Origin of the sequence: Hydrogenophaga sp., assembly GCF_011390835.1 — a bacterium.
Lineage (GTDB): Bacteria > Pseudomonadota > Gammaproteobacteria > Burkholderiales > Burkholderiaceae_C > Hydrogenophaga.
Genome location: NZ_JAABRQ010000020.1, coordinates 34,548 through 48,032 on the forward strand (window position 1 = coordinate 34,548; position 13,485 = coordinate 48,032).

The 13,485-nt window shown below is 66.6% G+C and carries 11 protein-coding genes; 8 read left to right on the top strand and 3 right to left on the bottom strand.

The window, feature by feature from the left end:
• The first annotated feature begins 207 nt into the window (after window positions 1-207).
• Complete coding sequence (locus GPT34_RS12735; RefSeq protein ID WP_291012992.1) at window positions 208-1,482, top strand: D-amino acid dehydrogenase; 1,275 nt, start codon at window positions 208-210, stop codon at window positions 1,480-1,482.
• On the opposite strand, the gene GPT34_RS12740 is transcribed toward GPT34_RS12735, so the two are convergent.
• Both GPT34_RS12740 and GPT34_RS12745 read right to left on the bottom strand, forming a co-directional pair.
• Window positions 1,452-1,937 carry a hypothetical protein gene (locus GPT34_RS12740; protein ID WP_291012995.1) on the bottom strand — a complete coding sequence of 162 codons (486 nt, stop codon included), beginning with the start codon at window positions 1,935-1,937 and terminating at the stop codon, window positions 1,452-1,454. The two genes, GPT34_RS12735 and GPT34_RS12740, sit on opposite strands and share 31 nt — an antisense overlap.
• 192 nt (window positions 1,938-2,129) lie before the next feature.
• Window positions 2,130-2,315 carry a hypothetical protein gene (locus GPT34_RS12745; RefSeq protein WP_291012998.1) on the bottom strand — a complete coding sequence of 62 codons (186 nt, stop codon included), beginning with the start codon at window positions 2,313-2,315 and terminating at the stop codon, window positions 2,130-2,132.
• Between the two features lie 93 nt (window positions 2,316-2,408).
• On the opposite strand from GPT34_RS12745, the gene GPT34_RS12750 reads away from it, so the two are divergent.
• Window positions 2,409-3,587, top strand: a complete 1,179-nt coding sequence (locus GPT34_RS12750) for a hypothetical protein (protein ID WP_291013000.1) — start codon at window positions 2,409-2,411, stop codon at window positions 3,585-3,587.
• Window positions 3,584-4,708 (top strand): HupE/UreJ family protein, encoded by a 1,125-nt coding sequence (locus tag GPT34_RS12755; RefSeq protein WP_291013003.1) that lies wholly within the window; start codon window positions 3,584-3,586, stop codon window positions 4,706-4,708. The genes GPT34_RS12750 and GPT34_RS12755 overlap by 4 nt, the downstream gene beginning before the upstream one ends.
• Window positions 4,709-4,729: 21 nt before the next feature.
• On the opposite strand, the gene GPT34_RS12760 is transcribed toward GPT34_RS12755, so the two are convergent.
• Complete coding sequence (locus GPT34_RS12760) at window positions 4,730-5,236, bottom strand: gamma-glutamylcyclotransferase family protein (RefSeq protein ID WP_291013006.1); 507 nt, start codon at window positions 5,234-5,236, stop codon at window positions 4,730-4,732.
• A 190-nt stretch (window positions 5,237-5,426) separates the two neighbouring features.
• On the opposite strand from GPT34_RS12760, the gene imuA reads away from it, so the two are divergent.
• The 5 genes from imuA (at window position 5,427) to GPT34_RS12785 (ending at window position 13,237) form a co-directional block, all read left to right on the top strand.
• Window positions 5,427-6,308 (top strand): translesion DNA synthesis-associated protein ImuA, encoded by an 882-nt coding sequence (imuA, locus tag GPT34_RS12765; RefSeq protein WP_291013008.1) that lies wholly within the window; start codon window positions 5,427-5,429, stop codon window positions 6,306-6,308.
• Window positions 6,253-7,584: a DNA polymerase Y family protein gene (locus tag GPT34_RS12770; protein ID WP_291013010.1), complete on the top strand. Its 1,332-nt coding sequence runs from the start codon at window positions 6,253-6,255 to the stop codon at window positions 7,582-7,584. Before imuA ends, GPT34_RS12770 begins: the two co-directional genes overlap by 56 nt.
• A 26-nt stretch (window positions 7,585-7,610) precedes the next feature.
• Window positions 7,611-10,754, top strand: a complete 3,144-nt coding sequence (locus GPT34_RS12775) for an error-prone DNA polymerase (RefSeq protein WP_291013013.1) — start codon at window positions 7,611-7,613, stop codon at window positions 10,752-10,754.
• 180 nt (window positions 10,755-10,934) lie between these two features.
• Entirely contained in the window at window positions 10,935-11,567 is a 633-nt protein-coding gene (locus GPT34_RS12780; RefSeq protein ID WP_291013016.1) for a response regulator transcription factor, read from the top strand.
• Window positions 11,568-11,797: 230 nt separating this feature from the next.
• Entirely contained in the window at window positions 11,798-13,237 is a 1,440-nt protein-coding gene (locus tag GPT34_RS12785) for a beta/gamma crystallin-related protein (RefSeq protein ID WP_291013019.1), read from the top strand.
• The last annotated feature ends 248 nt before the right edge of the window (window positions 13,238-13,485 follow it).

The window sequence follows — 13,485 nt, forward strand, 5'->3', positions numbered from 1 at the left end:
CAGTGCGACTCGATAGTTGAAATTTCAATGGGAAGATGTTATGTAAGCCATTGATTTTATTGATTAAATAGCAAATTTAGTCTATGAACATCGATGTTCGGTCCGCAGACCGGGTGCCGGGCCAAGAAGCTCGAGGCCCGGCCAGCGCTTGCCTTCGAGACACCCGCCCATTTCAGCAGCCAGCCACCCAAGGCCTATAGTGCATTCATGAAAGTTACCATTCTGGGCAGCGGCGTCATTGGTACGACAGCCGCTTACTACCTGGCCAAGGCTGGGCACGAGGTCACGGTGCTGGAGCGGCAGGCTGGGCCGGCGCTGGAGACCAGTTTTGCGAACGCCGGCGAGGTCTCGCCGGGCTATTCGGCGCCCTGGGCGGGCCCGGGGGTCCCGATCAAGGCGGTCAAGTGGCTGCTGATGCACCACAGCCCGCTGGTCATTAAGCCCATGCTGGACTGGGCCATGTGGCGCTGGGGCCTGGGCATGCTACGCAACTGCACCGAGGGGCGCTACCGGGTGAACAAGTCGCGCATGGTGCGGCTGGCCGAGTACAGCCGTGACTGCATGGTGCAGTTGCGCGCAGACACCGGCATCGCCTACGACGAGCGAATGCAAGGCACGCTGCAACTCTTTCGCACCCAGAAGCAGCTCGACGGCACAGCCAAGGATGTAGAGATCTTGCAGCAGTACGGCGTGCCTTACCAGTTGCTGGACCGCGCCGGGTACCTGCAGTACGAGCCGGCACTGGCCGACGTGAAAGAAAAGTTCGTCGGTGCGCTGCGCCTACCAGGCGATGAAACTGGCGACTGTTTCCTGTTCACCAACCGCCTGGCCGAAATGGCCAAGACGTTGGGCGTGCAGTTTCGTTTTGGGGTCAACATCCGCGGCTTGCGTTCCGACGGCGCCGACATCACCGGTGTGGAAACCGACGCCGGGCTGGTCATGGCCGACCGCTACCTGCTGGCGCTGGGTAGCTACTCTGCCCAGATGCTGGCACCGGTGGGTTTGAACGTGCCGATCTACCCCGTCAAAGGCTTTTCGATCACGGTGCCGATCACCGACGCCACCAAATCCCCCGAGTCCACCATCATGGACGAGACGCACAAGGTGGCCGTGACCCGGCTGGGCGACCGCATCCGGGTCGGCGGCACTGCGCAGCTCTCGGGTTTCGACTTGCGGCTGGACGCCAGCCGCCGCAAGACGCTGGAGCATGTGTGCACCGACCTGTTCCCGCGCGGTGGCGATGTCTCGCGCGCCGAGTTCTGGACCGGCCTGCGCCCCATGACGCCAGACGGCACCCCCATCGTCGGTCCCACCCGCCTGCCCGGTCTGTGGCTGGCCACAGGCCACGGCACGCTGGGCTGGACCATGGCCGCTGGTACCGGCCGCCTGCTGGCCGACTGGATGGGCGGAGGCCAGCCCGAGATCGACACCGAGGGCCTGACCATCGCGCGCTACGGCGCATCGCTACGGGCGGCGGCCTGATCCAGGGGATTGCCCGGGTCGGCATCGTTTGCAAATTGGGATCGCGACCGCTGCACCAGCACGGTCACCAGCAGGGCCGCCGCCGCTGACGAGGCCATCACCGGAGAAGCCGCCACGATGTGAGCCAGCCCATAGACGGCGTCTGTGCTGACTTGCTGCAAGCGCTCAACCAGAGCGCTCACATCGTTGCCCCGCACCCGCCCGACGTCTTCCAGCCCCACGCAGATGCGCGGCGATTCGTTGCGAAAAAGAATGTGGGCAAACAGACCGTTTGCCACCACGGCCAGCGACAACACGCCCACTCGGGGCAACATGTATTCCAGCAAGCGGCGCCGGTCCACGGCGGGTGCACCCTCGTACACCTGCCCGATCAGCGTGGCGACCCGCGCTTCGGACGCCACCGGCGCAACGCTGTGCTCGGCAAGATTCACATTGGGCAACGCATGGGATTTCATTGGCTGGCCTCCTTGACCTGTAGAGACTCACCATAGCCCTGGCGCGGCGGACAGGTGCATGCAAGCGTGACCAGATGTTCATCACCGCAACAGGGCCGCACACCCAGGGTGTGCGTCGGGTCAGGGAGCAAGCCCTGGCGCCCAAAAAAAAACGGGCCAGTTGGCCCGTTTTGAAGGACATCGGAAAACCGATTACTTCTTTTCCATCATCTTCTTACACTCGGCCTTCATCTTGTCGTCGGCCTTGGATTCGTCCATCTTCTTGCAGGCTTCCATTTTCTGGGCATCCGTCATGGCGCCGCCATGGGAAGCTGCCAGGGCGCCGAACGAGGCGAAGGCAAAAGTCGAAGCGATCAGGGCAGAAATCAGGTTGCGCATAGGGGGTCTCCAGTGACTCATTAAATGACTGACACCGAAATGGGTGCCCGCGCAATGTACTGCATATAGGGGCTATTGTTGTTACCAAATTTTTTGTCCTTTCGCGGTGGATTTCTGGCCGCGACGGGCCTGCTGCTGGCGCTGGGTGCACAGGCCGCTCCGCGCACGCCCACCAACGATGCCGAAGTGCTGGAAAAACTGCCCACCCGGGCGGGCGACAGCACGGCGCGCGAACTGAGCCGCCTGCGGGCGGCCCTGGTTCAGGCGCCGACCGACGAGGCCGCCGCCACCCAGCTGGCCTGGCGCTACTTCGATCTGGCGATGGCCCAGGGGGATCCCCGTTACATCGGTTACGCCGATGCTGTGGTGAGCCGTTTCCCGGCCACGAACAGCGCAGCGCTGCTGACCCTGCGCGGCATGCTGCGCCAGTACCGGCACGATTTCGCCGGCGCATTAAGCGACCTCGACCAAGCGTTGAAACAAGACCCGGGCTACGCCAGCGCCCAGGCCTGGCGCGGCGCCATCTTTCTCGTGAAAGCCGACTACGCGGCAGCAGGGCAGGCCTGTGATGCGCTGCAACGCCTGGGGCGTGATGTGCTGGCGGGCGGCTGCCTGGGGCTGGTTCAGGCCTATGGCGGCCAGCTCGATGCGGGCTATCAGACGCTACAAAAAAGCCTGGGCCTGGCCGGTTTTCCCGAAGACAAGCTCTGGCTGCAGACCCGCCTGGGTGAGGTGGCGGCCTGGCGCGGCCAGCCGGCGCAGGCTGAGGCCCATTACCGCGCGGCACTGGCCCTGGGGCGGGACGACGTGTACCTGTTGGCCGCCTGGACCGACTTTTTGCTCGACGCCGGACGGCCCGCCGAGGTGGTGCAGTGGCTGCAGGCTTGGGAGGCGTCCGACAGCCTGCTGCTGCGCCTGGCCGAAGCGGGGACCGCGCTGCAACTGCCCGACGCCGCGCGCTACCGCCAGACGATGGCCGACCGCTTTGCCGCCGCCCGGGCCCGAGGCGACACCACACACCGCGCAGAGGAGGCGCGCTTCGAGCTGCGCTTGCGCCAGGACGCGAAAAGGGCGGTGGGTCTTGCGCGCGACAACTACGCTGTCCAGCGCGAGCCGCGCGATGCCCGCATCCTGCTGGAGGCCGCGATTGCCGCGCAAGACAGCGCCAGCGCCCAGCCGGCGCGCGACTGGTTGCGCAGCAGCGGCTTTGAAGACGCCCGCCTGCGCCGCCTCGGCCAGGCCTCAGGCACCGATACTGGGGCCACACGATGAACTGGCGCCGCTTTTTGATCTGCTGCTGGCTGCTGCTCTGCGGCCCGGTGCTGGCCCACAAGGCCAGTGACAGCTATTTGAGACTCGATGTGCAGGGCGCGCAGGTGAGCGGGCAGTGGGACATTGCCTTGCGCGACATCGACTTTGCGCTCGGACTGGATGCCGACGGCAACGGCGAGATCACCTGGGGCGAACTGCGCGCCCGACACGACGCGGTGGCGGCCTGGGCCTTCAGCGCCCTGACGCTGGAGCGCGGCGGCGCCTGCCCGTTGCAGGTCACGCAGCACCAGGTCGACGAGCACACCGATGGCACCTACGCGGTGCTGACGTTCGCCGGCACCTGCCCGGCCGAGACGGGCGATCTGGCACTGGACTACCGCCTGCTGTTCGATCTGGACGGTTTGCACCGGGGCCTGCTGCGGCTGGACCTGGATGGTCTGACGCATTCGACCGTGATCGCGCCCGATAGCCGTCGCCAGACCTTTTCGGGTGAAAGCGTGTCCCGGCTGGTGCAATTTGGCCGGTTTCTGGTGCAAGGTGTTTGGCACATCTGGATCGGGTTCGACCACATCCTGTTTTTGCTGTCGCTGTTGCTGCCGGTGGTGATGGTGCGCGTGAACGGCGGCTGGCGCGGTGTGGACCGCCTCGGCGAGTCGGTGCGAGAGGTGCTGTGGGTGGTCACCTCGTTCACCGTGGCGCATTCCATCACCTTGTCGCTCGCCGCCCTGGGCTTCATCTCGCTGCCGTCGCGGCTGGTCGAGTCGGCGATTGCCCTGTCGGTGGTGCTAGCGGCGTTCAATAACATCGTGCCGCTGTTCAACCGGCGGCGCTGGCTGGTGGCGTTTGTGTTTGGCCTGATCCATGGCTTCGGTTTTGCCAGCGTGCTGGCCGAGCTCGGCCTGCCGCAGGACACCCTGGTGCTGAGCCTGGTGGCTTTCAACCTGGGTGTGGAAGCCGGCCAGCTCACCATCGTGGTGGCCTTGTTGCCGGTGATTTTCTGGCTGCGCCACACGGCCTTTTACCGCTGGGGCGTGCTGGTGGGTGGCTCGCTGCTGATCATGCTGCTGGCCCTGGTGTGGCTGGCCGAGCGGGTGCTGGACCTGAAGCTGATCAGCGCCTGAGCCGGCTTCACAGGCCTCGCATCAGCGCGGTGCGTAGATGGACAACTCCATCGCGTGGCGCGCGGTATCGGGGTCGGCCACCGTGGGCAGGCTGGCGATCGATGCGATGTAGCGGTGTGGGAGCCGCCATGCCTTGGCGCCGATCAGCACGTGTTGCAGGTACCAGCTGTAGGGCAACAAGCCAGGCCGCTTGTCGGTGGCCACATAGGTCCATGCGGTCACGGCGCCGCGTTCGGTCTTCAAGGCCACCTCGCAGGCGTCGTAACCCTGGCCCAGGCCTTCTGCGCGGTCCATCGCCGGGCGGTCCACCGCATGAATGCGAAAAAGACCACCGTGCACCACCTGGTCGGGCGCGTCCGTGCGTTCGCAATCGGCCTTGGCAGAGCCATCGCGCCCCCACTTGTCAAACACCAGCCGAAAGCCCCGCAGCTCAGCCGTCCCTATGGGTTCTGCAGACGGTGTTCTCGTCCGCAGGCGCGGAGCGCTCATGTTGGAGCCGTAAGCGAAGTAGAGAAACGTGGTGGTCATGTCCCTTGGGTGAGGGCGCCGTGAAGCGGCGGCTGCCCTACTCGGCGATTTTGCCTGCCAGGCCTTGCCGGTCGGGTTTGCAAGTTTCTCTGGACAGGCCGAAGCATCTTTGATACTGTACAAAAAAACAGTATGTATCGACTTTCTGGCTCTTCCAGCCGCTGTCTGCCTTTGCCCTTGTTACCCCTCCATGCCTCCCTCCACCGCCTTGCTGGCCGACACGCCGTCGGCCGGACCTTCTGTCCCCTGCGCCAGCCGCCCGGTCTTTGCGGCGGGCGCTTTGCCGGCTGCGGTGTCGGCGGCGCTGTGGCGCGGCGACCAGCTCGGTGCACCGGTGACCACTGTGCATCCCAGTGGTTTCCATGCGCTTGACGCTGAACTGCCCGGCGGCGGTTGGCCGGGCCACAGCCTCACCGAGATCCTGAGTCCGCAGAGCGCCACGCTGGAGTGGCGGCTGCTTGGCCCTGCGCTGCAGCGCTTGTGTGCCACCGGGCACTCGGTGGTGGTGGTGGGCCCGCCGCGCTCGCCGCACCTGCCGGGTCTGCGGCTGGCCGGGCTGAACGAGCGGCTTTTGATCTGGGTGCAGGCCGAGACACCGGCCGAGCGCCTGTGGTCGGCCGAACAGCTGGTCAAGGCCAACGCGGGCGGTGCCCTGCTGGTCTGGCTGCCGCAGGTGCGCCCCGAGCAGGTGCGCCGCCTGCAGGTGCTGGCCGCCGGCCACGAGGGGCCGGTATTTCTATGCCGGCCCAGCACGGCGGCGCAAGAGTCTTCTGCGGCGCCGCTGCGCGTGCTCGCCCGCGTGGGGCCTGACTGGGCGCTGCAGCTCGATGTGCTCAAGCGCAAAGGGCCGCCGCTGGCCGCCACCTTGCACCTGCCCTCGGTGCCGGCCGGACTGCTGGCCATCCTCACGCCGCGCTTGCAACAACCCAGCGCCTGGCTGCCGCGCCAGCCGGAGCAGGTCACCGCGCCAGCCGCCGCCCAGGCGGCGGTCCCCCGATCTTCCGCCGACACCCGCCATGCGCTGGTCCGCGCTGCTGCTGCCCCGCCCCGACGACGCGTCCCCCTCCATTGATGCGGCGCTGCAGGCGCTGGCGGTCTGGGCGCTGCAGTTCACGCCCCGGGTCGCCGTCGCCGACGAAGCCGTGGTCATGGAGGTGGCGGGCAGCGTGCGCCTGTGGGGTGGCTGGCGCGCGCTCACCGAGCGTGTGTGGACCGAAGGCCAGGAGCTCGGCGTGCGCCAGCTCGCCTGGGCGCCCAACAGCCTGGCCGCGCTGGCGCTGGCGCGTGCCGGGGTTCAAAACGGCTTGCCCCACAGCCCAACCCAGCCACTGGCCAGCCTGCTCGATGCCTTGCCCCTGCACACCCTGAGCGCTGCACGCCCGCACGCCGTCACCCTGGCCCACATCGGCTGCCTCACACTGGGCGACCTGCGCACCTTGCCGCGCGGCGGCGTGGCCAGGCGCTTCGACAAACAGCTGCTGCACGCGCTCGATCAGGCCTATGGTCTGGCGCCCGAGATCCACCAGTGGATCGAATTGCCCGAGACGTTTGACGCGCGGCTGGAGCTGATGCACCGCGTGGAAGACGCCAGCGCCCTGCTGTTCGGCGCGCGGCGTTTATTGCTGCAGCTGTGCGGCTGGCTGAGCGCGCGCCACAGTGGCGTGACTGCTTTCACCCTGCACTGGGCGCACGACGCCATGCGTTCACGGTCGGTGGGCGAGGGCGATCGCTGGACCGTGCGAACCGCCCAGCCCATGCGCGATGTGGAGCACCTGAGCCGCCTGCTGGCCGAACACCTGGCCCGTGTCGAGCTCGCCGCGCCCGTGGGTGACCTGCGGCTCACCGCCGACGAGGTGCACAAGCTCCAGCCCACCAGCCACTCGCTGCTGCCCGACAGCGTGCGCCAGGGCGAAACCCTGCACCTGGTGCTCGAGCGCCTGGCGGCGCGCCTGGGGCCGGAGCGCGTGCTGCGCCCGCTGCTGGCGGAAGACCACCGGCCCGAGTGGATGTGCCGATGGCAGGCTGCGCCCCTGGCCCTGCCGCGCAAATCGATACCCGGTCCCGAAGGCCCGCAACCCACCTTCGTATTGCCTCAGCCGCTCAAGCTCGCCATGCGTGGCAACCGGCCGCTCTACCAGGGCGAGCTGCTATTGCTCGCCGGGCCGCAGCGCATCGAAGGCGGCTGGTGGGACCGCATCGAAACCGCCGATGCGGAGCAACCCGGCCACACGCGCAACGTGACGCGCGACTACTGGGTGGCGCTGTCGGAACACGCCGGCGTGCTGTGGGTGTTCCAGACGAGGCTGGACGAAGCGCCCGCCTGGTACTTGCACGGGCATTTCGCCTGAACCCGATCTGTGCACGCGTCACCACCATGGCACCCCCTTCATCCCACTCGGCATCAGCGGCAGCGGCCCACCCCATCCCGCCCTACGCCGAGCTGCGCTGCCTCTCGAACTTCAGTTTTCTGCGCGGCGCGAGCCGCCCGGAGGAGCTGGTCGAGCGCGCCAAAGCGCTCGATTACGCCGCGCTGGCACTGACCGACGAGTGTTCGCTGGCTGGCATCGTGCGCGCCCATGTGGCGGCGAAAGAGCAGGGGCTCAAGTTGCTGGTGGGCAGCCAGTTCAAGGTGGACTGCGGTCACCCGTTCACGCTGGTGGTGATGGCTTGCAACCTGAACGGTTACGGCAACCTGTGTGAGTTCATCACGCGACTGCGCAGAGCATCGCCCAAGGGCACCTACCACCTCGGCCTGAGCGACATCAGCGCGCAGCAACTGGCCGACAACGTGGTCATCGCCGTGCCCGAGCGCGACAACACCCAGGCGCAGATGGACGACACCGCCCGCTGGTTGCTGGCCCACTTTCTTGGCCGCTGCTGGCTGGGCGTGGAGCAGCTGCGCCGCATCGATGACGAGATGCTGCTGCACCGCTTGCGCCAGAGCAGCGCGCTCACGGCGGTGCCGCTGGTGGCGCTGGGCGATGTGCACATGCACCTGCGCTCGCGCAAGCCGCTGCACGACGTGCTCACCGCCACGCGCGTTGGCCTGCCGCTCACGCAATGCGGTTACGCGCTCGCGCCCAACGCCGAGCAGCGCCTGCGCTCGCGCCTGGCGCTGGCGAGGCTGTATCCGGAAGACCTCATGCGGGAAACCTTGCGCGTGGTCGAGCGCTGTGTGTTTTCACTCGACGAGCTGCGCTACCAGTACCCCGACGAGGTGGTGCCCGCCGGCGAAACACCGGCTAGCTATTTGCGTCGCCTGGCCTGGGAGGGCGCGGGGCGGCGCTGGCCGCAGGGCGTGCCGGCGTCTGTGCACCACCAGATCGAGCACGAGCTCGCGCTGATCGGCGAGCTCCAGTACGAGCACTATTTTTTGACGGTGTACGACATCGTGGCCTTCGCGCGCGCCCAGGGCATCTTGTGCCAGGGACGCGGCTCGGCGGCCAACAGCGCGGTCTGCTACTGCCTGGGCGTGACCGAGGTGGACCCGGCACGCACGGCGGTGCTGTTTGAGCGTTTCATTTCCAAGGAGCGCAACGAGCCACCCGACATCGACGTGGACTTTGAACACGAGCGGCGCGAAGAAGTCATTCAGTACCTGTACGCCAAATACGGGCGCGACCGAGCCGCGCTCACCGCCGCCGTCATCAGCTATCGGCCGCGCAGCGCTATCCGCGACGTGGGCAAGGCGCTCGGCTTTGACGAAGCCCTGTTGAGCCGCCTTGCCAAAGGCCATTACTGGTGGGACAGCAGCGGCATCACACCCGAGCGCCTGGCCGAGGTGGGGCTGGACCCGAGCAGCCTGGCCGTACGCCAGCTCGTTCGCCTCACCGCGCAGCTCATGGGCTTTCCACGCCATTTGTCGCAACACACCGGCGGCTTTGTGCTCACGCGCGGGCCGCTCTCGCGCCTGGTGCCGATCGAAAACGCGAGCATGGCCGAGCGCACCGTGATTCAGTGGGACAAGGACGATCTCGACGCCATGGGCCTCTTGAAGGTGGACGTGCTCGCGCTCGGCATGTTGACGGCCATCCGCAAGTCGCTCGACCTCATCGGCGCGCGCCAGGGCCAGGTGTTCCAGATGCAGGACATCCCGGCAGAAGACGCCAGCACCTACGACATGATCTGCGCCGCCGACACCGTGGGTGTGTTCCAGATCGAAAGCCGCGCGCAGATGAGCATGTTGCCGCGCCTGCGCCCGCGCTGTTTTTACGACCTGGTGATCGAGGTGGCGCTGGTGCGCCCCGGGCCGATCCAGGGCGGCGCGGTCCACCCCTATCTGGAGCGGCGGCAAGGCAAGGTGCCGGTGAGCTACCCCAGCGCGGCGCTGGAGCAGGCTCTGGGCCGCACCCTGGGTGTGCCGGTGTTCCAGGAGCAGTGCATGCAGATCGCCATTTTGGCCGCCGGCTTCACCCCCGGCGAGGCCGATGGTCTGCGCCGCGCCATGGCTGCGTGGAAACGCAAAGGCGGTCTGGGGAAATACGAGCGCCGCCTGATCGATGGCATGGCCGAGCGCGGCTACACACCCGAGTTTGCGCAAAGCGTCTTTGAGCAAGTCAAAGGCTTTTCCAGCTACGGTTTCCCCGAAAGCCACGCCGCCAGCTTTGCGCTGCTGGTCTACGCCAGCTGCTGGATCAAGCACCACCACCCCGCCGAATTCCTCGCCGCCATGCTCAACAGCCAGCCGCTGGGCTTTTACACGCCCAGCCAGCTGGTGCAAGACGCCACGCGCCATGGCGTGGAGGTGAGGGCGGTAGACGTGATGGTGAGCGAGTGGGATTGCACGCTGGAGGAAACGGCTGGCGAGCAGCCGGCCGTGCGTCTGGGGCTACGTCTGGTTGGCGGCTTGTCGAAAGAAGCGGGTAACCGAATCGTGGCTGTGCGCACCGATTCGCTTTTCGACAGCGCAGACGATGCGGCGCGCCGTGCAGGATTGGGCCAACAAGATATGCGCCAACTCGCGGCAGCCGATGCACTGCAATCCCTGAGTGGTCACCGCCGGCAACAAGTGTGGGACGCCGCCGCGCTCAAACCGGCACCCGTTCTGCTCAGCCACGCACCGGTGGAGGAAGACGTGCTCAAGCTGCCCGAAGCGCCCGAAGGCGAAGCCATCGTGTGGGACTACGCCTCGCTCGGTCTCACCCTGCGCCGCCACCCGCTGGCGCTGCTGCGCCCGCTGTTGCAAAAGCGCCGTCTGCAGACCGCCGAAGAACTCAAGGATGCGCCCAACGGCCGGCTGGTGCGCCACTGCGGCATCGTCACCCTGCGCCAGCAGCCTGAGACCGCCCATGGCGTGGTCTTCGTCAGCCTGGAAGACGAAACCGGCGTGGTCCAGGTCATCGTCTGGAAAGCCCTGCGCGAACGCCAGCGCGCAGCCCTCACCCGATCACGCCTGCTCGCGGTCTACGGCACCTGGCAGCGAGAAGGCGAGGTGCGCAACCTGATCGCCGGCCACCTGGAAGACCTGACGCCGCTGCTGGGCCGGCTGGCGGCGGGACGCAGCCGGGATTTTCATTGAGGGTGGGGCGTCAGCCATCGACCGACTCCGGTCAACCTGACGCGTGGCGCTCGCTCGGTGTCATCGAGTCAAGGCGTCGCGTGGCGCCAGCTGTCCCGCCAGGCGTTGGCGGACCATATCTTTATCGTGCATGGATCTCAAAGGGTGAGATCATCCGGCTATGCACCGCACGCTCAGCCCATGATTCGAATCGCCATCGTCGACGACCACGCCATGGTTCGCGCCGGGCTACGCCAGTTCTTTTCCGACCAGGTCGACTTCAGTGTGGTCGCCGAGGCTGCCAACGGTCGCGAGGCGCTGGACATCGTGCGCCAGGGCGATGTCGACGTGATCGTGCTGGACATCGGCATGCCGGAGCAAGGCGGCGTTGACGTCCTCGCCGGCATCAAGGCCCGCGCTCCAGAGTTGCCAGTGTTGATCCTGAGCGGCTTTGCCGAGGAGCACTACGCCACCGCGCTGCTGCGCCAGGGGGCCAGTGGTTACCTGAACAAGGATTGCGACCCGGAAGAAATCGTCAAGGCCATCCGCACCGTGGTGCGCGGACGCAAGTACATCACCGCCGGTGTGGCCGAGCGGCTGGCCGAGGGTCTGGGCGCGGGTCGCGACCAGCCGCTGCACGAGCAGTTGTCCGAGCGCGAGCTGCAGGTCTTCCTGCGCCTGGCCAAGGGCGAGACGGTGGGCCACATGGCCGAGAGCATGTCGCTCAGCGTCAAGACGGTCAGCACCTACCGCACGCGGGTGATGGAAAAGATGCTGTTGGCCTCCAACAGTGACCTGACCTATTACGCATTGAAAAACGGATTGATTCAGTAGCACCCGTCCAGGGAAGCACTGGCGCCGGTTGCGCTCGGCCCTCGGTCAGCTGTGCCTGCGACGAGTTGAAGAGGCTCGCGCACAGATGGACCGCGTAGGACAGCGGCTACGCTGCGCCGAGACGACGTCCGATGGACCGCCTGCGAGACGACTTGCACACTGGTGCGATGGCAAGCATCCCGGGGGCCATGTCGATCCCCGGCACTGTCTGCTCCTCAACGGGGAATCGCATGCGAAGAATCTCAAGGCTTTGGCTGGCCGTGCTCGGGTTCACTATGGCCGGTCAAGCAGCGGCCCAGGTCACCTTGTACGAGCGAGACGGATTTCAGGGCCGCTCCGTCACAACCAGCGAGCCCATCAGCAACCTGGGCCGCTCGGGTTTCAAGGGCAGCGTGTCGTCGGTCACTGTCCAGGGCGATCGGTCGGATCGCTGGGAGGTCTGTGAGGACCAACGCTATCGCGGCCGCTGCGCCATTTTGCGACCCGGCGACTACCCTTCGCTGGCAGCCATGGGTTTGAACGATCGGGTCTCGTCGGTGCGCGCCGTCGCGCGCGATGCCCGGTATAACGACGACCGCTACGCGCCAGCGCCACCGCCATCGCCAGCACAGGCGAATCAGATCGTGTTTTACGAACACGAGGGTTTCAAAGGCCGCAGCCTCACGGTCGACGCAGCGCTGGACGACTTCCGCCGCAGCGGCTTCAATGACAGCGCCTCGTCGGTCGTGGTCATCGGCGAGCGCTGGGAGGTTTGCCAGGATATTCGCTACGCTGGCCGCTGCTTCGTGCTGCGCCCGGGCCAGTATGCGTCGCTGGCCGCGATGGGTCTGGGCGACCGCGTCTCTTCGGTGCGCATGGTGAGCGAATCGGCTCGTGTCGATGACAGGCGCTATGCCCCGATGCAGCAGGTCGAGCCGGTCAGCCAGGTGGTCTTCTATGAACACGAGGGCTTCGAGGGTCGCAGTTTCACGGCCGACGCAGCCGTTGGCGATTTCCGCCGCAGTGGCTTCAATGACCGGGCGTCATCGGCGGTGGTTCGCGGCGAACGCTGGGAGGTGTGCGACCAGGCGGGCTACGTGGGCCGCTGCACCGTGCTGCGCCCGGGACAATACGCCTCGCTGACCGCCATGGGTCTGAACGACCGCGTCTCGTCGGTGCGTGCGGCGAGTGGGTCGGTACGCATCGAAGACGGTCGTTACGCGCCGGCACCAGTGGCGGTGGGCGACTACGGCAGACGCCAGTACGAACAGACATACGAAGCCAGCATCACCTCGGTTCGTGCCGTGGTCGAAGACGCCGGCGAGCGCTGCTGGGTTGAACAACAACAGGTGGCGCAAGAGGGCCGCAGCAGCAACGTTCCCGGGGCCTTGATCGGGGCCGTGATCGGTGGAGTCCTCGGCCATCAGGTCGGCGGCGGCAGTGGCAAAGATCTGGCCACTGGCGTGGGTGCCGTCGCCGGGGCGGTCATCGGTGCCAACAGCGGCAGCTTGGGTGGCGGCCAGCAAACCGCGACACAGGATGTGCGGCGCTGCGTGTCGGCGCCTGGCCAGGGTCGTCCCGCGTACTGGGACGTGACCTACAACTTCCGCGGCGTCGAGCATCGGATGCAGATGACGAAGCCACCTGGCGCCACGGTGACGGTCAACGAACGGGGCGAACCGCGCGTTTGAGGCAGGCTACCTTGCTATGCATTGCGGCCCTTCGGGGCCGTTTTTTTTCTTGATAGACCCACGTTGGGCCGACGAGGCTCCGGTGGATCAAATGACGTTCGAGCGGCAAATTGCAGCGTGAAAGGAGCATTCAGGCATACGGGCCATGGCGCACCCGAACCAGGCGCCACGCCTGGAGCGCCCCTGCGATCAAATCTCTTGTCGTCCTACGCCGATATCAGGCATATCTGACAGACCACTCGAGCCGC

Excerpts from the sequence above, each read along its gene's own strand:
- GPT34_RS12735 (WP_291012992.1), top strand. The coding sequence starts at position 208 with ATGAAAGTTACCATTCTGGGCAGCGGCGTCATTGGTACGACAGCCGCT.
- GPT34_RS12740 (WP_291012995.1), bottom strand. The coding sequence starts at position 1,937 with ATGAAATCCCATGCGTTGCCCAATGTGAATCTTGCCGAGCACAGCGTT.
- GPT34_RS12745 (WP_291012998.1), bottom strand. The coding sequence starts at position 2,315 with ATGCGCAACCTGATTTCTGCCCTGATCGCTTCGACTTTTGCCTTCGCC.
- GPT34_RS12755 (WP_291013003.1), top strand. The coding sequence starts at position 3,584 with ATGAACTGGCGCCGCTTTTTGATCTGCTGCTGGCTGCTGCTCTGCGGC.
- GPT34_RS12760 (WP_291013006.1), bottom strand. The coding sequence starts at position 5,236 with ATGACCACCACGTTTCTCTACTTCGCTTACGGCTCCAACATGAGCGCT.
- imuA (WP_291013008.1), top strand. The coding sequence starts at position 5,427 with ATGCCTCCCTCCACCGCCTTGCTGGCCGACACGCCGTCGGCCGGACCT.
- GPT34_RS12770 (WP_291013010.1), top strand. The coding sequence starts at position 6,253 with ATGCGCTGGTCCGCGCTGCTGCTGCCCCGCCCCGACGACGCGTCCCCC.
- GPT34_RS12775 (WP_291013013.1), top strand. The coding sequence starts at position 7,611 with ATGGCACCCCCTTCATCCCACTCGGCATCAGCGGCAGCGGCCCACCCC.
- GPT34_RS12780 (WP_291013016.1), top strand. The coding sequence starts at position 10,935 with ATGATTCGAATCGCCATCGTCGACGACCACGCCATGGTTCGCGCCGGG.
- GPT34_RS12785 (WP_291013019.1), top strand. The coding sequence starts at position 11,798 with ATGCGAAGAATCTCAAGGCTTTGGCTGGCCGTGCTCGGGTTCACTATG.